Source organism: Actinophytocola oryzae (assembly GCF_004364325.1).
In the GTDB taxonomy this organism is placed as follows: Bacteria; Actinomycetota; Actinomycetes; order Mycobacteriales; family Pseudonocardiaceae; genus Actinophytocola; species Actinophytocola oryzae.
Genome location: NZ_SOCP01000024.1, coordinates 152515 through 171929, shown reverse-complemented (window position 1 = coordinate 171929; position 19415 = coordinate 152515). Strand labels below are relative to the sequence as shown.

At 68.3% G+C, this 19415-nt stretch carries 18 protein-coding genes and 1 tRNA gene; 9 read left to right on the top strand and 10 right to left on the bottom strand.

Annotated elements, in window-relative coordinates; genetic code table 11:
* Nucleotides 1–354: 354 nt before the first annotated feature.
* The 4 genes from CLV71_RS42260 to CLV71_RS42245 form a co-directional block, all read right to left on the bottom strand.
* Nucleotides 355–427, bottom strand: a tRNA-Lys gene (locus CLV71_RS42260).
* 100 nt (nucleotides 428–527) lie between these two features.
* Nucleotides 528–1955 carry an FAD-binding protein gene (locus CLV71_RS42255; protein ID WP_208298001.1) on the bottom strand — a complete coding sequence of 476 codons (1428 nt, stop codon included), beginning with the start codon at nucleotides 1953–1955 and terminating at the stop codon, nucleotides 528–530.
* Between the two features lie 152 nt (nucleotides 1956–2107).
* A complete protein-coding gene (locus tag CLV71_RS42250; RefSeq protein WP_133908584.1) occupies nucleotides 2108–3634 on the bottom strand; it encodes a transthyretin-like family protein in 1527 nt (508 codons plus the stop codon).
* Nucleotides 3631–5193, bottom strand: coding sequence for an LPXTG cell wall anchor domain-containing protein (locus CLV71_RS42245; protein WP_133908583.1), 1563 nt, complete (start codon nucleotides 5191–5193; stop codon nucleotides 3631–3633). Before CLV71_RS42245 ends, CLV71_RS42250 begins: the two co-directional genes overlap by 4 nt.
* An 87-nt stretch (nucleotides 5194–5280) precedes the next feature.
* Here CLV71_RS42245 and CLV71_RS48945 point away from each other — a divergent pair, with 87 nt between their 5' ends.
* Nucleotides 5281–5763 carry a helix-turn-helix domain-containing protein gene (locus tag CLV71_RS48945; protein WP_208298000.1) on the top strand — a complete coding sequence of 161 codons (483 nt, stop codon included), beginning with the start codon at nucleotides 5281–5283 and terminating at the stop codon, nucleotides 5761–5763.
* A gap of 45 nt (nucleotides 5764–5808) precedes the next feature.
* Here the strand turns inward: CLV71_RS48945 and CLV71_RS42235 are convergent, their stop codons facing one another.
* On the bottom strand, nucleotides 5809–6990 hold the full coding sequence (locus CLV71_RS42235; protein ID WP_133908582.1) for a right-handed parallel beta-helix repeat-containing protein: 1182 nt from the start codon (nucleotides 6988–6990) through the stop codon (nucleotides 5809–5811).
* The gene (locus tag CLV71_RS42230) at nucleotides 6990–7520 is read right to left on the bottom strand and encodes an RNA polymerase sigma factor (RefSeq protein ID WP_133908581.1); all 531 of its coding nucleotides are present in this window, start codon (nucleotides 7518–7520) and stop codon (nucleotides 6990–6992) included. Before CLV71_RS42230 ends, CLV71_RS42235 begins: the two co-directional genes overlap by 1 nt.
* Before the next feature lie 505 nt (nucleotides 7521–8025).
* Here CLV71_RS42230 and CLV71_RS42225 point away from each other — a divergent pair.
* Nucleotides 8026–8751: a class I SAM-dependent DNA methyltransferase gene (locus CLV71_RS42225; RefSeq protein ID WP_133908580.1), complete on the top strand. Its 726-nt coding sequence runs from the start codon at nucleotides 8026–8028 to the stop codon at nucleotides 8749–8751.
* 2 nt (nucleotides 8752–8753) lie between these two features.
* Here CLV71_RS42225 and CLV71_RS42220 read toward each other — a convergent pair whose 3' ends face one another.
* A complete protein-coding gene (locus CLV71_RS42220) occupies nucleotides 8754–9218 on the bottom strand; it encodes a MarR family winged helix-turn-helix transcriptional regulator (protein ID WP_424923953.1) in 465 nt (154 codons plus the stop codon).
* A gap of 119 nt (nucleotides 9219–9337) precedes the next feature.
* Here CLV71_RS42220 and CLV71_RS42215 point away from each other — a divergent pair, with 119 nt between their 5' ends.
* From CLV71_RS42215 to CLV71_RS42200, 4 genes are all read left to right on the top strand, one after another.
* Complete coding sequence (locus CLV71_RS42215) at nucleotides 9338–11029, top strand: bifunctional metallophosphatase/5'-nucleotidase (RefSeq protein WP_133908578.1); 1692 nt, start codon at nucleotides 9338–9340, stop codon at nucleotides 11027–11029.
* Between the two features lie 144 nt (nucleotides 11030–11173).
* Nucleotides 11174–11797 (top strand): TMEM175 family protein, encoded by a 624-nt coding sequence (locus CLV71_RS42210; RefSeq protein WP_166664480.1) that lies wholly within the window; start codon nucleotides 11174–11176, stop codon nucleotides 11795–11797.
* A 41-nt stretch (nucleotides 11798–11838) separates the two neighbouring features.
* Nucleotides 11839–12369 (top strand): SigE family RNA polymerase sigma factor, encoded by a 531-nt coding sequence (locus tag CLV71_RS42205; protein WP_243867322.1) that lies wholly within the window; start codon nucleotides 11839–11841, stop codon nucleotides 12367–12369.
* A complete protein-coding gene (locus CLV71_RS42200) occupies nucleotides 12356–13261 on the top strand; it encodes a hypothetical protein (RefSeq protein WP_133908576.1) in 906 nt (301 codons plus the stop codon). The genes CLV71_RS42205 and CLV71_RS42200 overlap by 14 nt, the downstream gene beginning before the upstream one ends.
* 501 nt (nucleotides 13262–13762) lie before the next feature.
* On the opposite strand, the gene CLV71_RS42195 is transcribed toward CLV71_RS42200, so the two are convergent.
* The 3 genes from CLV71_RS42195 to CLV71_RS42185 form a co-directional block, all read right to left on the bottom strand.
* The gene (locus tag CLV71_RS42195; protein WP_208297999.1) at nucleotides 13763–14479 is read right to left on the bottom strand and encodes an NUDIX hydrolase; all 717 of its coding nucleotides are present in this window, start codon (nucleotides 14477–14479) and stop codon (nucleotides 13763–13765) included.
* 43 nt (nucleotides 14480–14522) lie between these two features.
* A complete protein-coding gene (locus tag CLV71_RS42190; protein WP_133908575.1) occupies nucleotides 14523–15500 on the bottom strand; it encodes a hypothetical protein in 978 nt (325 codons plus the stop codon).
* Between the two features lie 105 nt (nucleotides 15501–15605).
* Nucleotides 15606–15854, bottom strand: coding sequence for a hypothetical protein (locus tag CLV71_RS42185; RefSeq protein ID WP_133908574.1), 249 nt, complete (start codon nucleotides 15852–15854; stop codon nucleotides 15606–15608).
* 23 nt (nucleotides 15855–15877) lie between these two features.
* Here CLV71_RS42185 and CLV71_RS42180 point away from each other — a divergent pair, with 23 nt between their 5' ends.
* From CLV71_RS42180 to CLV71_RS42170, 3 genes are read left to right on the top strand one after another with little or no spacing between them, the layout of a single operon-like run.
* Nucleotides 15878–17227, top strand: coding sequence for an OmpA family protein (locus CLV71_RS42180; RefSeq protein WP_133908573.1), 1350 nt, complete (start codon nucleotides 15878–15880; stop codon nucleotides 17225–17227).
* A gap of 20 nt (nucleotides 17228–17247) precedes the next feature.
* The gene (locus CLV71_RS42175; RefSeq protein WP_133908572.1) at nucleotides 17248–18603 is read left to right on the top strand and encodes a hypothetical protein; all 1356 of its coding nucleotides are present in this window, start codon (nucleotides 17248–17250) and stop codon (nucleotides 18601–18603) included.
* Nucleotides 18603–19361, top strand: a complete 759-nt coding sequence (locus tag CLV71_RS42170; protein WP_133908571.1) for a vWA domain-containing protein — start codon at nucleotides 18603–18605, stop codon at nucleotides 19359–19361. The genes CLV71_RS42175 and CLV71_RS42170 overlap by 1 nt, the downstream gene beginning before the upstream one ends.
* The last annotated feature ends 54 nt before the right edge of the window (nucleotides 19362–19415 follow it).

Sequence of the window (19415 nt, the reverse complement as noted above, 5' to 3'; positions counted from 1 at the left end):
GCCTGGCGCCGCGAACATCAGGCAGACGCACGACGACACCACTTCCAACGACGTCTCCGACTCCAAACCCTAATGATCTAGCCCTGTAGTACTAGTGCTTCCGTACTAGCCTCTCGACGTGACGACCATGCGCACGCTCGGCCGCAAAACGGTCCATGAGCGGTTCACGTAGCCGGAGCGGCGTCGCTACTTCGCCGACCAGCATCTTTGTAAGGCCCGGTGCACCACAACACGAACCACGCTGGGGTGGGAGACCGACCGCACCGTGGGGTCTGCGGGGTCGCTCCCCGCAAGATGAAGACGACCGACCCGGCGAGCTTGCGTCAGCAAGCGAGCAGGGCCGACCAGAGGTCGTGGGCCGCCTGGGGCTCGAACCCAGAACCTACGGATTAAAAGTCCGCAGCTCTACCAATTGAGCTAACGGCCCCTGTGAGGAGCATATCGGGTCGGTGTGACCAGGCGTTCGAGGGTTCCGAGAGCCTTGCCGGCCGGGCGATGTGCTCCACACGACAAACGAAGAGCTACGGCTACTCGAAGATCCCCTGTCCCGGGGTCAGCACCTGCTTCGGGTCGTAGCGGCGCTTGGCTGTTCGGAAGGCCTGCCACTGCGGGCCGTAGTGACGGCGCCAGTCCGCCGGTGTCAGGGGGATGGCGTTCACCGGGTACTGGGTGCCGCCGACAGCCACAGCCTGGTCGTACTGCTCACGGTTGATCCCGATCAACCTCCGCGTCGCCGCCTCGTCGGGTGGGCTCACCGCCCTCAGGATGGCCATCAGGAACACCACCGGGCTGCTCGGAAGCCGCACGAACGGCTGGTGGATCAGCTCCCGCCGCACTGGGTACAGCAGGACCACCCCGCCGGCGTCCTCCGGCGTCGTGTTGGCCAGGACCGTCGACGCGTACTGCTCCACCGACTCGTCCGGGATGAACAGGTTGATCCACGGGCCCGGCAGCTTCAACGCCATCAGCTGCTGCACCAGGTCGTAGATCCGGTTCAGCCAGTCGAAGTACGGCATCTCCGTGATCTCCACACCGGCAGGCGCGAGGCCGGACAGCAGCCCATCATCGTCGGGAGCCGCGGGCGGTGTGTAGTACTCCACGCCCTCCAGCAGGTACGACCACCCGTCGGCCGCCGGCACTGCCTGGCCCTCCAGATAGCTGAACCGCCCGTCCGTCACCGCCGTCCGTTGGGCCGCCAGGTACGACCCCAGATCGGGATACGTCAGGTGGTACACCCTGGCCGTCGTCGCCGCCGGGATCAGGCGGACGGTCGCTCGGGTGATCACCGCGAACTGGCCCAGGCCGCCCAGCACCGCGTGGAACAGGTCCGGGCGCACCGTTGGGGAACAGCGCACCAGTTCCCCCCGGCCGGTCACCACCTCCAGGGCCAGCACGTTGTCCACCAGCAGGCCGTGGTGCGAGCTGGCCCCGCCGACGCCACCCACCGACAGCGTGCCGCCTATCGACAGCCCCAGGTAGTCCGTCGCCACCGGTGGGGTCAGGCCTGCGGCCAGTGTGGTCCTGATCAGGTCCAGCCACTGGACTCCCGCGTCCACCACCGCGTACGTCCGTGTCACGCGCCGGATCGTCGACAGGGTGCTCGAGTCGATCACCACGCCTGCGGCCTGGCTCTGGCCGTACGTCGAGTGGCCTTGCCCTCTCATGGCTACCTCGAGCCCGTGCTCGTTCGCGAACCGCACGATCTTCTGGATGTCGCGGGTCGAGCCAGGGCGGAGCACCGCCAGTGGTTTGCGGTGCACGATCTGGCCGTAGTCCTCGGCGACTGCCGTCCTCGACGCGTCATCGAGCAGCAGTTCGCCGTCCAGGCCGGGCACCCTGATGCCTGGCGTGGCGTCGGCTGCGGTCAGCCAGCCGATGTTGACGGGGTCGAACGCGACAACCACGGCCGCGGCGCCGGCCAGCACTGCTCGGCGACTGATCTGCACCTTTTGCACGCGCGGCACCATAACCCAGCGAACGTCGTGTGTGGGCCGGCGTCACCGGAGCGCGACGCCGACCCACACACGTACCCCCAGGGCGAAGACGTCCTCTTCCCGACAGTCTGGCAACCGGCTGACGGCCGGACCACGAACTACTACACGCAGTTTCAGGTTCGTCGCGGCCGGCGAACACGCAACAGGAGCGCACCGGCCACCACGAACAGGAACCCCAGCGCCGTGAGCTCCGCCACGTTCGCGCCCGTGTCGGCCAGACTCGGTACTGGTCTGGCCTGCGGGGCGGCCTGCTCCACGGACCTCGTGACCGGGGGTGGGCTCGTGGGCGCCAGTGGGTCCTCCAACACCGGCCCCGGAAACAGCTCGACACGGTCGAACTCGTAGTGCGTGCCCGCGTAGACATGCACCGGGAACGTGCGATCGGCCAGCCGCCACGGGCCGAGGGGACGTAGCTCGTACTGGTTCGCCGGGATCTCCGGGAAGTCGAAGTGTCCGGCGTCGTCGGTCGTCACCCTGGACACCTCGGTGCCGTCGTCCATGTCGAGCAGGCGCAGCGTGATTCCCGGCGCGGGCTGTTCGTTCCGCAGGACCGTCCCGCCGAGCGTGCCCCTCCCGCCGGGCACCGCCGCCGTCGTGGCGGCGAACGCGCCCCTCAGCAACCCCTGCACCATGAACTCGCAGCGCAGCGAAAGGAAGCCGTACTCCCACATCCGTTGCGTCACCACGTCCGTGAAGTCCCACGTCCTGGTCTCGCCGGCCCGCAGGACGGCACCCGCGCCGCCCGGCTCGAGGTCGGCCCAGCCGACGGCGAACAGGAAGTTCTCCGCGGTGCCGCCGATCGTGTACTCGCCGCACTGGGCGATCAGACCTTCGAAGTCGGTGGTGCCCGTGTTCGTCAGGGTGACGTGCTCACGGACGGTGTCGCCGACCGCGTACGACGTCCGGTCGACGGACACCTGCGCGGACAGCTTCGACATGTCGACCGGCCACGCGCGGACCGTGGCCTCGTTGCGCCCGGGCCGGAGCTGGATGCGCTGCGTCCGGTCGTAGAGCGAGCCGCCGGGAAAGCCGACTCCCACCACGTACTGCCCACCGACGATGTCGGGGAACTCGGCGACGCCGTCCGCGTTGGTGCGGGCCGTCACCGTCACCCGCTCGAGGCCTCCCATGAGCGCGACCTCGATGCCCTGCTTGGCTTCTTCGGGGTCCATGACGTGGTCGCCGTCCAGATCGGTGTACGCGTTGACCGTCAGGTCGCAGCGCTTCGCGGTGACGAACGCGTCCACCGACGCCCGGTTGTCCGTCGGGTCGCCGTCCTCCTCGACGGAGCTGACCTCGACCTGCTGGCGCATGCCCGCGCCGGTGTCGGCGGGCACGGCCTTGACCGCGACCACCACCCGCGCGCCGGGTTTCAGCTCGACGCCTCCGCCGGAGGGGTCCAGCTTGCCGAGCGACCCGAAGTCCAGGTCGCCGGTGGTCGTCGCGGTCACTCCGGTCGCGGTGGCCGTGCCCTTGTTCCCCACCCAGATCGTCATCACGACCGTGTCGGTCGGGAGGTAGGCCGGCTGGTCGAAGTTGACCTGCACGAACACGTCGACGTACCCGTCGTCGGCCGAGGCGGGCGCCGGGCAGGCGAGGGCCAGCAGGACGGCGACCACCGCGGCGAGTAGGCGTCTCACGAGAACCTCTTCCTCCTCGACACCAGCAACATGCCCACCACCAGGAGCAGGAAGCCGAACGCGGTCAGCTCGGCAACGTCCGCGCCCGTGTCGGCGAGGGTCGGCGGGTGGGGTACGGCCGACGCCTGCGGTACCGGCTCGGGCGGAACGTCACCGGTCGGGACCGCTCCCGGCGCCGGCGCGTCGATGTCGAGCTGGTTGGGGCCCGGCTCGACCGCGAACGCGAGCTCGCCCATGAACGCGTCCGCGAAGATCGAGAGCCGCACGTCCACGCCGCCCCTGGCCCGCCACGGCCCCACGAGCCGCATCGCGTACTGGTTGGCCGGGAGGTCGCGGAACAGGAAGTGGCCGGTCGCGTCGGACCTGGTCCTGGCGACGATCGCGCCCGTCCCGTCGACCAGGTACACCTTCACGTCCGGCACGGCCTCGCCGGGATCCGGCCCCGCGTCCTCGTCGCGGTCGACGTAGAGCACCCCGCCGGTCGAGCCACGCCCACCTGGCACCTCGGCACGTGCGGTGACCGCGGGCCCGTCGTCGTACCTGAACGCGGTGCTGAACCAGCAGGTGATCGTGATGAACCCGTACAGGTGTCCGCCGGAGGGCACCACGTCGGTGAAGTCCCACGTCCTGGTTTCGCCCGCCCGCACGGCCACACCGGCCGCCTCGTAGTGAACGAGGTCGCCCCAGCCGAGCCCGGAAAGCGTGTTGGGGCCCGCACCCTCGACGCACCGCGCGGTCACGCCGGACAGGTCCGTGCCGCTGGTGTTGGTCAGCGTGACGCGCTCGTGCACGACCTCGCCGACGTGGTAGGTGCCCTTGTCGAACGTGATGGACCCGCGCAGCGCCGAGGAGTCCCGCGTGGCGCGCACCAGCGCGGGCTCGCCGCCGACGACCGCGTCGACGATCGCCGACTCGTCCTGCTGCCACCCGCCGGGCAGGCTGAGCGTGAGCGCGTACGAGCCCTCGGGCACGTCCTCGGCGACGAACCGGCCACCCGCGTCGGTGCGGGTCGTGAACTCGCCGTAGGGCATTCCGCCGTTGCCCTGGACCAGGACCCCGCTCAACGCCTCGCCCTGGTCGAACTGCCGGTCACCGTCGCGGTCGCCGTAGAGCGTGCCGACGACGTCGGCTGTGCGGGCGGTGATCACCGCCTCGGCACTCGCCGTGTTGTTCGCCGTGTCCGTCTCCGGGTCGCTGGTGTGTGCCTCGAAGGACAGCCGCAGCACGTCGACGAGTGTCTGCAGCCGGACGGGGATCGGCCACACGACCCGCTCGCCGGGCTGGAGCGTCATCCCGCCCGTGTCCGGGGCGAAGCCGTGCCACTGGTCCGGTTGGAACGGCCCGTTCGTGTCGTGGACGAGCGTGACCCGGTTGGCAGGCGCCGTGCCGTTGTTGGTGACCACGAGCGTTGCCGTGATCTCCTCGTACGCCAGGTAGGCCTGCTTGTCGAACGACACGGTCACGGCGACGTCCACAGCGGCAGGCTCCGCGGAGGCGAGCGCGGGTGCGGCGTTCGCGAGTGCCACGAGGACGACGAGCACAGCGGCGAGTCGGGTCACGGGCGGCCCCAATCTGAGGTGTGAGGTTTTGCCGGCTCGCGCGTTTTCCGTGGTGCAGGGTGGTTCTCGGCGGTACGGAGGGGCGCGATGGCAGGGGACGAGGTAGCCGGGGTGGATCCGTCGGGGGCGACGTTCGCCGCGCTCGTGCAGCGGTGGCGGCACGCGGCGAGCCTGACGCAGGAAGGACTCGCGGAGCGCTCGGGGCTGAGTCCCCGCAGCATCCAGAACCTGGAGAGCGGACGCGTCAGCAGGCCACGCCGGGACTCGGTGCGGCTACTCGCGGACGCGCTCGGGCTCGTTGGCCGGACGCGTGCCGAGTTCGAGCACGCGGCCAGGCTCGGTACACCGACTCCGATAACGGAGGCGGCGTCGCACCGAGGGGTACAGGTCACGATGACGATCACGGTGGCGGACAACCTCCGCCAGCTCGTGGTGCAGGCAGGCCGCGAGGGGTGGCAGCCGGTGGACCTTCGTGGCCTGGCGACGACCGCCGACCCGGAGGAGGTGTTGGTCCGGCTGCTCGCGGCACTGGGCGTGGGGGACGCCACAGCGGTGTCGATGGCGGTCTGACCCCGGGCAGGCGGTGGGCCGGCCCGGGGTCGTCCCCGACGGGGGTCACGGCTGGGCCGGCGCACCGCTGTCCGCGAAAACGTTGCCCGACCAGCGGTAGTCCGTCGCCGAGGAGTTCCAGCCGGTGCTCGGGGCGGTGCCGTGGAACCTGTTGCCGGTGACGTAGATGCTTGCCGAGCCCGCACCCGTCGGGGCGTCGACCTGGGCCAGGAGGTTGTTCTCGATGGTGACGCCGCGGATCGGCGCGTCGAGGTCGCTCATCGTGACTTGGCCGAACGTGTTGTGCCGCAACAGAACGCTGGTCGAACCAGAGGGAACGATGACGTTGCCGCCGTCGAGGAAGCAGTCGACGACCTGCGCGCCGCTGGTGACGGTGACACCGGCCTCGAGTCTGCTGCGGCGGACGGTCAGGCCGGCGGCGCCCTGCGTGAGCGCGGTGCCGCCGGACAGCTCACTGTCGACGATCGTGAGGCCGGTCGCGTTCTGGCGGACGGCAGGCACACCGTAGGGGGCGACGATCAGCACGCGCTTGAGCGTCACGCCGGGCGCGTCGACGATGACCGAGCCGTTCACCCGAAGATCGCTGACGACCTGGTTGGGGGTGGTGATCCGCAGGTCACCGTTGCGGTCGCCGAGGGAGGCGCCGAGGGGGACACCGGTGTTGGCCGCCGTCGGGTCGCCGACCATGGCCGGCCAGGCCGGCTCGCTCCCGATCGGCTGGTCGTTGCCGACCGGGCCGCCACCACCTCCGGTCGTCACGCCGCCGGGACCGGCCGGAGGCGGCTGACTCTGGTTCGACCCCGGGCCGGACGGCGGCGTGGACACGCCCTCCGACGTTCCGGAGGTCCGCGGGGTCGGCGGCGGTGCGGTCGTGTCGGTCCGGTCCGGTGCGTCGATGATCATGGGGGGATCGGCGGGCGGCGAGTCGCTGAACAGCTGGGTCGTGACCACGAGGCCACCGAGCCCCACGACCACCGCGGCGGCCGCGGCCACCGCGACCGACCGCCTGCGGTGTCTCGGCCGAAAACCCCCGTCCGCGGGCAGTGGCACGACGACGGCGTCATGGGACTCGTGTTCCTCGTCCTCGGTGGCTTCGAGGTCGTGGCGTGCCTGTTCCACCGCCTCCGCGTCGACGTCGGCGATGCGCTCGCGCCAGCGGTCGAGGCCGGGCGGCGCCTCGATCTCCTCGAACAGCGTCCGCAGCTCGTTCTCGTCGATGCGGCTCATCAGGGCTCCCCCAGGTGCCGCTGCAGGCGGGCGAGCGCTCGTTTGCACGCCATCGTCGCGGCGTGCTCCGACACCCCGAGCACGGCCGCGACCTCCGCGTAGGGCAGGCCGGCCGCGATCCGCAGACCGATGACCGCGCGGTCCTTGTCCGACAGGTGTGCCATCGCGGCTATCGCGCGGCGCACCTCGTCCCGCAACACGACCACACCTTCCACGTTCGCCTTCGGGTCCGCCTCGGTCTCGCCGCCGAAGAACCTGGCCAGCAGCGCCGACCGCCGCGTGTGCTTGCGCCGGTGGTCGATGACCGCGTTGCGGGCGATCCGCAGCAGCCAGGCCAGCTCGTTCCCCGGTGTCAGCTCGGCCGTCCCGAAGGCGTGGAACGCGGCGGCGAACACGTCCGAGGCGAGGTCCTCCGCGTCACCGCGGTTGCTCACCTGCGACAGGCAGTACCGGAACACCCTGGCCGCGTGGTCGCGGTACACCTGCTCGAACGGCAGTGCGGGCGCATCAGCGAGCTCAGTCACCGTCATGTCGGTTTCCCGCCCACGCTCCGAGTCCGGTTCCGCCGTGTCATCTGGGATAACGCGCGAACTCACCGAATCTCACACCCGCCTCGCGGCGAGCCTGCCGCCGAACACTGCGCAGGCCGAGCAGCCCTGGTGCACGAATCCTGTCCCCCCACGTCCGCCCCACGGGATCCAGACACATGAAGCTGAGCGAGAGTATCAGCCCACGACGGGAAACCGACAGGTCGAACCGTTATGAAAACAGCTGTATCCGAGCCTTCCCGGCGCACCCGCCCGTCCACGACGACCACCGGCACCGGCGTGCCGAGAACGTCCTGCGCACGGGCGGTTTCCCCGGTCCACGGCAAGGCGCCCTCATGCGTAGCCCCCGTGGCTATCGCCTGGTCACCGAGACGAACGGCATGCTCGGCCAGGAGCGTGTCGGACGTGACGTTTTCCGGGCCGCGACGCATTACGTCCTGAGCCGAAACAGTTGGCACGGCCAGGTTCCCTGCGCCACGTTGGTCGCATGGAGAACTTCGATCCGCGCCTGTACGGGGCGCGCTGGGCGGACAACTACGACGAGTTCCACACGGGAATGATGGACACCGAGGGCGCGGCGGCCGCACTCCACGAGCTGGCGGACGGCGGCCCGGTCCTCGAGCTCGGTGTCGGCACGGGACGGGTCGCCGTGCCGCTCGCGGAGCTCGGGACGGAGGTCGTCGGCGTCGACATCAGCCCGGAGATGCTCGCGAAACTGCGGGAGAAGGCGTCGGGCGTCACGGCGGTCGAGGGCGACATGACGACCGTGCGGCTCGACCGCGAGTTCTCGCTGGCGTACGTCGTGTTCAACTCGATCTTCGTGCTGGACAGCCAGGACGCCCAGGTCCGCCTGTTCGAGAACGCGGCTGCCCACCTGCGCCCCGGCGGCCGGTTCGCCCTGGAGACGGTCGTGATCCGACCGCCGTCACCCGACCGTGGCCGACTGGCCGTAGCCGACATCGAACCGGATCGGGTGATGTTGGTGGGCGGCCAGAGCGACCCCGTGACGGGCCGTCACAAGGGTATGTGGCTGAGCCTGGACGCGGACGGCCCGAAGTTCTTCCCGATCTTCGGCCGCGAGGTCTCTCACTTCGAGATGGACCTGATGGCGCGGATCGCCGGCCTGGAACTGGAGAACCGTTGGGGCGACTGGAAACGCGCGCCCTTCACGGCCAGGTCCGAGCTACACGTCTCGGTCTACCGGAAGCCGTGAGGTCAGGCCGGGTGCCCCAGGTGTGACAGCACGCGTTCGAAGATGTCCGCGAGGGCCTGCTGGTCACTCGCGCCCAACAGGTCGATCAGGTGGGCGCGGACACCGGCCACGTGCGTCGGTGCCGTCTCGTCGAGCCGCGCCCGGCCCGCGTCCGTGACCTCGGCGAACACCCCGCGGGCGTCGTCGCCGCACTCGACGCGCCGGACCAGGCCCGCGGTCTCCATGCGGGCGATCTGGTGGGAGAGGCGGCTCTTCGACGAGGCCACCTCGCCTGCCAGCTGGGCCATCCGCATCCGCCCGCCGTCGCATTCGGACAGCCGGACCAGTACCTCGTAGTCCGCGAGGGCCAGTCCGTGCCCCTCCTGGAGCTCGCGGTTGAGCTGTTTGCGCAACAGCTCGCTGGCGATCACGTACGCGCGCCACGCCCGCATCTCGCCGTCGTCCAGCCAGCGCGGGTCGTCTGTAATCGCGGTCACCCTACTAAGCCTAGATCGTGCACCTTTCGGGGCTGGCGCGCGCCGTCGTGGAAAGTGCACACTCCACGCCGCGTCCCCACGGGAGCACGGGGCGTCCTGGACGGAGGATCATGAGGGTACTGACCATCGCCGCGGTGGCCGCGGTGATCACAGCGGGGCTCGCGGCCGGCCCGGCCGCCGCCGCGCCGAGCAACACCACCGACGTTCGACTCATCGCGTTCAACGACTTCCACGGCAACCTGCAGCCGCCCGCCGGCTCGTCCGGCCGGGTCACGCTGCCCGACGGCACGGCCGTCGACGCGGGAGGTGCCGCCTACCTGGCCACGCACGTGAAGCAGCTGCGTGGGCAGGTCCGCAACTCGGTCGTCCTGTCCGCGGGCGACAACGTCGGCGCGTCGCCGCTCGACTCGGCGCTGTTCCACGACGAGCCGACCATGGACCTGCTGAACGACCTCGGCGTGTCCGCGTCGGTCATCGGCAACCACGAGCTGGACGAGGGCTACCGGGAGCTGCAACGCATGCAGCTGGGCGGCTGCCACCCGACCGATGGCTGCGTGTTCCGCGACAGCTACCGGGGCGCCAGGTTCCCGATCCTGGGCGCGAACGTCACGTTCGACAACGGCCTGCCTGCCGCGCTGCCGTTCACGGTCACGCTGTCCGGCGGGGTGCCGGTCGGTGTCATCGGCGTGACGTTGAAGGACCTGCCGCTCGTGGTGACGCCGGAGGCCATCAAGGGCCTGAGGTTCGGCGACGAGGTCAGGGCGATCAACCAGACGTCGAAGCTGCTGGACCTGCTGGGCATCAGGACGCAGGTCGTGCTGCTGCACCAGGGCGACAACACCGAGGGCGGCGGCCCCGACGACTGCCGCACGGTCCCCGGCCCGGCCACGACCATCGCGAAGGCGGCGTCGCCGTCGGTGGACGTGATCTTCACCGGACACAGCCACCAGCAGTACAACTGCGTGATCAACGACCCGGCGGGCAACCCGCGCACGGTCATCCAGGGCGCGTCGTTCGGCCGCCTGCTGTCGGTCGTGGACGTCAAGGTCGACAAGCGCACCCGTGACGTGGTGCGCTCCGCGACGAAGGCGCACAACGAGATCGTGACCCGCGACGTCACCCCGGACCCCACCGCGCAGGCCCTGGCCGACGAGGCCCGCACGAAGGCCGCCCCGATCGCGAACGAGCAGGTAGGCAGCATCACCGCGGACCTGGTCCGTGCGGCACCCCCGTCGGGCGAGTCGCCGCTGGGTGATGTCATCGCGGACGCACAGCTGGAGTCGACCGCGTCGAACAACGCCCAGATCGCGATCACGAACCCGGGCGGCATCCGTACCGACCTGACGTACGCGGGTTCGCCTGCCGGCGAGGGCGACGGCGTGGTGACCTACGGCGAGGCGTTCGCGGTGCAGCCGTTCAGCAACATCATGCAGACGGTGACGTTGACCGGCGCGAGTTTGAAGAGGGTGCTCGAGCAGCAGTGGCAGCCGCAGCCGGACGGGTCGGTGCAGGTCAAGATGCTGCAGATCTCGTCGAGCCTGCACTACACGTGGTCGCAGTCGGCACCGATCGGCTCGAAGGTCTCGAACCTGACGGTCGCAGGCACGCCGGTCACCGACACGGCGACGTACCGGGTCTCGGTGAACAACTTCCTGGCCGCGGGCGGTGACGGCTTCGCGGAGTTCACGAAGGGCACGGACCTGGCAGGGGGTCCCGTCGATCTGGACGCGTTCACCGCGTACCTGACGGCACACCCGAACGTGTCCCCGCCGCCTGCGGACCGGGTGACGCTGGTTCCCTGACAGTTTCGCCGCAGAAACCCCGGTCGGGCTTTGTCCTGGCCGGGGTTTCGTGTCGGTCCAGGTCCGACGACCCCGATGCGGCAAGGACTCTCCTGCCATGTCGGGGTTTCGCACTGTCCACAACGTGTCACGCATACTGTCACGATGAGCGAACCGGCAAGGTCCACACCGGAACGTCTGGTCCTCTTCACCGACGCGGTGGCGGCGATCGCCCTGACTCTGCTCGTCCTGCCACTGGTGGAGACGGTGACCGAGGACTCGAGCGAGCACCGGCTCGGCGAGTTGGTGCACGAGCACCTCCCGCAGGTCGGCGCGTTCGTGCTGAGCTTCGCCGTGATCTTCCGCTTCTGGTGGTCCCATCACCGCGTCTTCCAGCACGTGGCGACGCTGCGGCCGTCGCTGGTGGCGTGGAGCGGCCTGTGGACGTTCGGCATCGTGCTGATGCCGATCCCGACCGCGATCATCACCGCGTACTCCCCGTCACCGGCGAGTGTGGCCATGTACGGCGGCACCCTGGTCCTGACGAGTGGCTCGCTGACCATGCTGGCGCTGCTGGTCTACCGCCACCCGGAGATGAGCGACGACCGCCCCCGAGCGACTCGCGAAGAGGTCCTGGGCACGACGACGGTCTTCGCTGCCCAACTACTGGCGACGGTCGTGGGCGCGACCTTCGCCCACACGGTCAACTACTGGGCGTTCCTCCTGATGTTCCTCACCGGCCCGGTGGAACGCCTGGTCACCTCCCGCTGGCGCCGAACGACGACGTAGGGAGTGACAACCGTCCGGCGCGGCCCGGAGTTCTAACGGGTATGCGGATGTTCGCGAGCTTCGACGAGTTCGTCGAGGACAGGTCCACCGCACTGCTGCGCACCGCGTTCCTGCTCACGGGGGACCGTGGGCATGCGGAGGACCTGTTGCAGACGAGTTTGTTGCGCACCCTGCAACGTTGGGCCAAGGCGCGTGTGGCGCCGGAGGCCTACGCGCGGCGGGTGCTGGTCAACCTGTCCAAGGACCGCCTGAGAGCACGGAGCCGACGGCCACCGGAGGCGGAGCTGCCGCCGGACGTCACCGGTCTCCCGGCCGTCGACGCAGGCTACGACCGGGTCACCGACCGTCGCGTGGTGCTGGAGGCACTGGCGGAGTTGCCGCCCCGGCAACGGCAGGTGGTCGTACTGCGCTTCGTCGAGGACCTGTCGGTGGAGCAGACCGCCGATCTGCTCCGCTGCTCCGAGGGAACGGTCAAGTCACAGACCTCCCGCGCACTCACCAGGCTGCGTGAACTACTGGCCGACTTCCACGGCCCACAGAACGAGAAGGAGACAACCGATGTCCGCCGATGAGGAGTTCGGGCGCCTGGTGGGTGATCGCCTGCGCCACGAGGTATCCGACATCCACGCCGACCGTGAGCTGGCCGGCGCCGTACGCAGGCGTCAGTCCCGGCGAACCTGGACGATCCGGGCCTCGATCGGCGCACCGCTGGTCGCCGCCGCGGCAGCCGTAGCGGTGGTGGCGGCTACCGCGGGGTCCACCCCCGCACGCGACTCGGACACACAGGCCGCGCCGCCGAACCCGCTACACGTGGAGAACCTCGCGCACGTACAGGACATGACGCTGAAGGCGCTGGGCTCGGTGAACGAGTACGTCATCCACGAGAAGAACGTGCTGGAATCCGGCTACCTCGAGTACTGGACGGACCGTTCGACCCACCGCTATCGCGCGGATTCGTACAGCACCCTCGTCCAACCGCCCCAGGGATCACCTTCGAAGAACAGAGCCGGGGGCACCCAGCCAGAAACCGGCCCGCTGCACCTGACCCACTCCATCGCCGGCACAGGCACACCGGGCGACATGCACTACGTCTCCGTCGACTTCGAACGGAAGACGTGGCACACCGACCACGACACCTCACAGCCACCGCCCCTCGAGGTCCCCGACATCCTCGACGCGAACGCCCTCAAACAGGCCATCGACGAGGGCAGGATGGAGCTGATCGGCACCGAAACGGTCGGTGACAGGGAGACCCACCACCTGCGCCTGTTCGCCACACAGCGCGGTTACCAGATCGACCTGTGGGTGGACAGCACGTCCTACCTACCGGTACGCGAGACCTCGACCGTGATCGACGGCCCCGCCAAACCCGTGATGACCAGCGACTACGACTGGCTACCCCGAAACGACGAAAACCTGGCGAAGCTGGAACTGAGCCCGCCGCCGGACTTCGTCAAGGAGTAAACAGATCCCCAAGAAGGCGGTGCAAGGTTCACACCTTGCACCGCCTTTTTGGCGTGCGCGAACGCGCCGTCGATCAACCGCCCCGAGCAGCCGGGGTGACTCTGCTGCGCGGACACGTCGGCATCGACGGACAGGACTCGACGCTTATTGTCATCTTGACTCTATACACGCGACCGCCTAACCTGGCCTCACAGCGGTTAGTGTCCGCTCGACAATAACTAGAGCGGATGTGCACCGACAGCCAGAGCCTGCCCAGTCAGGAACTTGGAAGGAGGGGTCGCACGTGGAGACGCACAGCGTGATCGCAGCGCTCATCGTGCTCCTGGGCGGTTGACGAGCAGACGGAAGGAGCATTTCAGGTTGGCCGACCACATGCTCCCACCGTCTCTGCCCGCTACCGCGAGCACACCGATCCTAGTGGCCATCGTTCACGAGCGCGACGAACGAGGTGGCCAGACGCGGTGAACGTCAGGTCGGGCGAGCGCTCGTCCGACCTGACCGTCAGATCTCCATCTCGTCGTGAGACGGGATCAACAGGGGTCTGTCCAGAGAACGTGACCGACCCTGCCGATACAACGCCGCCGGCCTGCCTGACGTGAAACGCTTGTTACCCGTCGGCTCCACGAACCCGGGCGACTCCCTGACCTTGCGGTGGAAGTTGGCCCGGTCGAGCTCCACGCCCCAGACCGTCTCGTACACCTCACGCAGCTCGCTGATGGTGAACTCCGGCGCGCAGAAGGACGTCGCGATCGTCGTGTACTGCAACTTCGCCCTGGCCAGTTCGACCGCCCGCTCGAGGATCTCGCGGTGGTCGAACGCCAGTGGCACGCTGCCGTCGAGCAGGCCGGCGACGTTGACGTAGCTCGCCGCCGCGGCGTCGCTGTCCGCTGTCGGCTCCGGCAGGTTGGGAGCGATCGCGAGGTACGAGCAGGTGACTATCCGTCCACGGGGATCCCGTTCGGGCGTCGAGTAGACATGCACCTGCTCCAGGCCGAGCGTCCCGCCCTCGATCGCTGTCTCCTCCTGGAGCTCGCGAAGCGCCGTGTCGTCGAGCGTCTCACCGGGACGCATGAACCCGCCCGGAAGCGCGTACATCCCCTTGAACGGCTCCTTGCCACGGTTGACGACCAGGACGCGCAGCTCACCCTGGCGGATGGTGAGAACAGCCAGATCAGCGGTGATCTGGACAGTCTCCCGGGCACGACTCCTGGTGGGCACCCGTCAACTCTAGGCTTAGCGTCCGGAAGACACAAACTGTGTGTCAGCCTGCTTCGCTGGTCATGGACAGCCACTGGATGCCGTATGCGACTCCACGACGGAGGCCGTCGAACGAGCGCGCCACTTCCCCCGCGCGGTCGGGCGCGAGCAGGACGTCGGACGGCTGCCGCAGGTCGATCTGCCGACTGGTCACGCCGTCGAGCGCCCAGATGGTGGACGGCAGGTGTCGCTGGTCGAACCGGACCGTCAGCCTGAAGCGGTTGAACCGACGCAACGGGATACACACGTAGTGCGGCGCGGTGGGCGTGCTGGTGATCACGACACCATAGGTGTGCCGCTCACCCATCGCGAGCCGACGCGGCAGCATGATCCGGGACTGGAGATTCACACCCGAGATGGTGTCGTCAGGACCGGCCACCGCACCGAAGGTCACTTCCGTTCGGGGAACACCCTGACCGGACAACGGATCTGCCTTACGGGGCACCAGGTCGACCGAGTTCACGACCTCCTCCAACCCGTCCCTCGTAGCCACGATGGTCCGCCGCTCTATGGACTGCATCGGCTCGACGTCCAGGCGTAACACGACATCCAGCAGCTCGACGTACCAGCCGCTGCCGTGATGTCCGTCGCCGTCCCGAGCCCAGGTTCCGGCGAGGATGATGTCCGCCATCTTCCCGAACAGGGCTTCGGTCTTCCGACGCACCGTGCGCGGATCGACCTTGAGGTCGTCGGCAAGATCATTCATTCGCTTCGTCGGCAGCGGCGGCTTGTCGACGGACCCCATGTTCAGTATGTATTTGACCACATCGCGCTCCGAAGCGGGGAGCTCGACGATCACCTCGGAAATAAACTGACCAAGCCGCTCCCGGAACTCGTCTCCCACCAGATCGTCGGCGTCGCAGCGTTTTCGCAGTTCGGGTACTGCTCGTGCGTCAAGATCCTTGCTTCGCAGGCCTTCCCGCTGCCGAAGGTTGTGAAGTTCTCCGACAAGACTGTCGATTTCATCTCGTTGCTGCGCCAATGAACACTCTCCATGAACATCTTCCAGTGCCTCAGGCCAACGAGTGAGCCATCATACCCGACGTTCGGCGCCATCAAATCAATATGCGCAGCACCAGAGAAAGGATCAACTGCCGACAGCAGCGCTCGCGCGGCACTTCTGACAATTGATCACCATCCCCCAATAGATGATTTTACTCGTCCGTTCATCACTCCCAGTATCAATAACCATCGACCAGGAGAGTGAAAACGGCGACAGAGGTGACAGATGATGTCCTGGATCGCCTGTTCGCAATGAGCCACGCTTCTGCCCATCCTCACGCATGATCCCCAACATCAGCATGGAGCCACAGCGGTGCGTCGCGTCCACCAGCATGTAGACCCCTGATAAAAGTCAGATTGACACAAAGACCGCTCCTTCTTATAGTCATACTGACATTAAATGTGTTGAAGCCGATTCCGGTGCTGCGGCGCCACCCGTCAGCCCGTTCCTCCCAGTCGAAGGTGAGCATGTTCCGACAGTTGAAGTTCCCCACCCGCGGATCCGTCATGCCACGATGGCTCCTGGTCCTGCTCGTGCTCCTCTTTTCTGTCCTTCCCCTGACAGCCTGTGGAACCGACGCCGACGCAGGAGAGCCGGGCGCGGTCGGCGCCGCGGACTGTCTGAAGGCCCCGGGCACGACCATTGCCCCCAACGCGAAGGCCATCGCCCTCGTCGTGGACAACACGCGGTCGTCCGCCACCGACGGGCTGCCGCAAGCCGCCGAGGCAGCACTCGAGGTCGCCCAGAAGCGCGGTGACCAGGTGCTCCTCGTCCCCGTGGAAGGGGCGGGACGGCCGCAGAGGATCGTCCGCGAGATCGCCCTCGATCCCTATCCAGGTGAGGACACCGCCGTCGCCGACAGGGCGCGGCCCATGATGATCAAATGTGTCGGTCTCTGGGCCGGACAGTCCAACATGCTGCCGACCGGCCCCGGCAGCGCGGTGCTCGACGCGGTGCAGATGGCAGCACGACAGAAGCCCGTGCAGATCGTGGTGGTGTCCGACGGTGTCAACAACGTCCCGCCGTTCGACGCGAACGAGCTCCGGTTCGACGCCGACGCCGAGGCCCTTGCGAAGAACCTGCAGGCAGCGGGTGCACTCGCCCCGGAACTTCATGACGCCACCATCCTGTGGACGGGACTCGGTGAGACCAATCCGCCACTGCCCCAGCCCTTGCGCGCGAACCTGCAGGAGATGTGGTCCGCCGCGCTGAAGACGGCCGGCGCCAAGGTGACGTTCGACTCCAGGTCGGGCCGACACCGAGATGTACAGGACCAGCGGCCGGCCGACCAGCTTCAGGTCCCGGAGATCACGACGGTCACCGCGGGTTGTGCCGTCGAGATCAGCGTGCCGGGCGGGTTGCTGTTCGCGGGCAACAGTGCCCTGTTGCAACCGGACGCCGACGTGACGCTCCAGCGCGTGGCGGACCAGCTACATCAGCATCCGACCTGGTCGGCCAGAATCGTCGGGCACGCGGCGGCCTACGGAAGCACCGCGGGTCAACAACAGAAATCACGGGAGCGCGCCGACGCGGTCGCACAGCGGCTCGTGGCGCTCGGCATGGACCAGTCGCGCCTGCGCCCCGAGGCGCTCGGCGCCAGTGAACCACTCGTCGACGAGTTCCCCGGCGGCCTGCACGACGAGGGCGCCGCCGCACGCAACCGCCGCGTCGAGATCGTTCTCGGACCAGAGGGTTGCCAGTCGTGAAGTTCCCCACTCTGTCGAGAATGTTCTCCCGACGCCCGCGCCCCGGCTCGGGGCGAGTCGAACGGGACCTGACCGGGCTCCTGAAGATCTCGCACGAGCGTGGCACGACCGCACGCAGGACGCCGCCCGACCTGTCGGATGCGGAAGCCGCCGTACAGAACCGGGTCATACACGAGGAGCTCCGGGAAGACCAGCGTGCACGCACTGATCTCAAGAAGCTGAGCGAGAAACTGGTCAGCTCAGCACACGACGCGCTCGCGGCCCTACAGAAGCTCAAGAAGTTACCGTTGCGGGAGCGCGCCATCCGACCCACGACGCAAGCGGTGGAGGTGGGGACGCCGTCCGACGGTGAGAAGGCACGGTGGTTCGACGCCTACCGCCCCTTGGTCTCGGCGCGTGTCCTGCTCCTGCTCGAGATCACCTTCCTGGTGGTCGAGATCTTCTTCTGGTACTCGACCTTCTCGGAGGCGATCGACCGCAGGGATCCGTGGTACGCCCCCGAACGAATCGGTGCCGTACTTCTGGCGCTGCTCATTCCGTTCGTCGGCATCTACGCGGCCTGGCTGCTCGGCAAGCTTGGCCATCGGTGGTTCATGGCCTATCCCGGCATCAGCCGCCGCAGGCACCTGGGGATCTTCGTCGGCGCCTTCGTCTTCGTGCTGGTGCTGACGGCCGTCAGCTGGTTGGTGTTCGACCGGTTCGACGCCGCCGAGCAGCAGTTCGGGGCCAACCAGATTGCGTCACCGCTCCCCATGGCCTGTGTGTTCGGTGCGGTGATGCTGGTCGACATGTGCGCACGCCTGGTGCTCGCATCGGAGTCGCACGAGCAGTACCGCCGGACGGTGCGGACGTTCGAGAAGCTCGAACGAAAGGTCGTGCGTGCCAACAAGATCCACACCCAGCGGTGGATGGCCCTGCGGACCTCCGTGCAGTACCGCCGCGGGCAGCTCGGCCGGATCGCGACAGTCGGCATCGGGCTGGTCACGGACGCCGCCGCGCAGTGGGACCGCAGGGACCACAGCTGGATGATCGCCGTTCCGGACTCGTCACTTCGGCCCATCCCTGACGAGGACCCGTCGGATCTGTGGATTCCGGCGAACCAGGCGATGGTCTCGCTCGGCCAGTCGCCGCGGCAGGTGCCGCAGCCGCTACTGGACGGCGCTGTCAACGATCTCGCCGTCTGGCTCCCACTCGACCAGGACTCCCTTCGCCGCGAGATCGACACCTACTGGCGCGAGCTCCACCAGGGCGAGAGCCCGCCCCGCGACGACGACGAGCAAGGACCACGTCCGCCCAACGGCAGCCACGGCCCCGAAGCTCCCACCCGGCCGTACGCGCTGTCGAACGGCAGCGGTGACACACCGGGAGAGCACTGATGTCCGTCATGCTGACCCCAGGCCCGCGCCTGGGTCCGCTCCCCACCCTGAGCCCGCCGGCCAGGCGACGCCGGTGGCTACTCGCCCTCGCCGCGATGACCACGCTCCTGCTCATCGGCTGGTTGTTGCTCCCAGAGTCGAGCGACAGCCCTGACGAGCTGCGCGGTTACGTCCTGAACGGACCACGGGGACCGCGCTGCGTGCGTGTGGTCGTGGGAATGGACGTGTCCGGTTCGATGCAGTCCTTCGCCCAGCCGCGGAACCAGGCACTCACGCAGCTGGTCGTCTGGTCCCGGGAGCCGCGGACGCTTCGGAAGACGGACGAACTGGCGGTTGTCGACTTCGCCTTCGACGCTGCCACCCGCTCGACGCCGAGGCCCGCGCACGACGGGATCGACTCCACGACGACGTCGACGTCCGACGGCACGGCCACGCTGCTCCGTCCGTTGCTGGAGCAGGTGGCGACGTTCCCGGCGTCGAAATGTGACACCGAGCTCCTGCTGTTGTCCGACGCGCAGCTGTCGGACCTGCCGAAGACGTCAGGCGACGGCAACGACCTGCTGAACCGGTACGGAATCCACGACATCCGTCTGCTGGTCCCGAGCGATGGCATCTCCGTCCCGCAGGAGTGGAACGTGGCCTTTCCCTCGGCGTCGCCGGAAGTGTTCGACGGCACAGACCCGGACAGCACGGCAATCGCGTTCGGACACACTCTCGCCGATCTGGTCGGCCAGCGGCTGGAACCACGGTCGCCGTAGGGCGCGCACCAGTTCCCACCATTTCAAGCCTCGCACCGCTGGAAGGACGCGGCC

What these genes read in the sequence shown, in the direction of transcription:
- CLV71_RS48945 (WP_208298000.1), top strand. Translation starts at nt 5,281, where the DNA reads ATGGCAGGGGACGAGGTAGCCGGGGTGGATCCGTCGGGGGCGACGTTC.
- CLV71_RS42230 (WP_133908581.1), bottom strand. Translation starts at nt 7,520, where the DNA reads ATGACGGTGACTGAGCTCGCTGATGCGCCCGCACTGCCGTTCGAGCAG.
- CLV71_RS42235 (WP_133908582.1), bottom strand. Translation starts at nt 6,990, where the DNA reads ATGAGCCGCATCGACGAGAACGAGCTGCGGACGCTGTTCGAGGAGATC.
- CLV71_RS42215 (WP_133908578.1), top strand. Translation starts at nt 9,338, where the DNA reads ATGAGGGTACTGACCATCGCCGCGGTGGCCGCGGTGATCACAGCGGGG.
- CLV71_RS42225 (WP_133908580.1), top strand. Translation starts at nt 8,026, where the DNA reads ATGGAGAACTTCGATCCGCGCCTGTACGGGGCGCGCTGGGCGGACAAC.
- CLV71_RS42205 (WP_243867322.1), top strand. Translation starts at nt 11,839, where the DNA reads ATGCGGATGTTCGCGAGCTTCGACGAGTTCGTCGAGGACAGGTCCACC.
- CLV71_RS42175 (WP_133908572.1), top strand. Translation starts at nt 17,248, where the DNA reads ATGTTCTCCCGACGCCCGCGCCCCGGCTCGGGGCGAGTCGAACGGGAC.
- CLV71_RS42185 (WP_133908574.1), bottom strand. Translation starts at nt 15,854, where the DNA reads ATGCTGGTGGACGCGACGCACCGCTGTGGCTCCATGCTGATGTTGGGG.
- CLV71_RS42170 (WP_133908571.1), top strand. Translation starts at nt 18,603, where the DNA reads ATGTCCGTCATGCTGACCCCAGGCCCGCGCCTGGGTCCGCTCCCCACC.
- CLV71_RS42200 (WP_133908576.1), top strand. Translation starts at nt 12,356, where the DNA reads ATGTCCGCCGATGAGGAGTTCGGGCGCCTGGTGGGTGATCGCCTGCGC.
- CLV71_RS42210 (WP_166664480.1), top strand. Translation starts at nt 11,174, where the DNA reads ATGAGCGAACCGGCAAGGTCCACACCGGAACGTCTGGTCCTCTTCACC.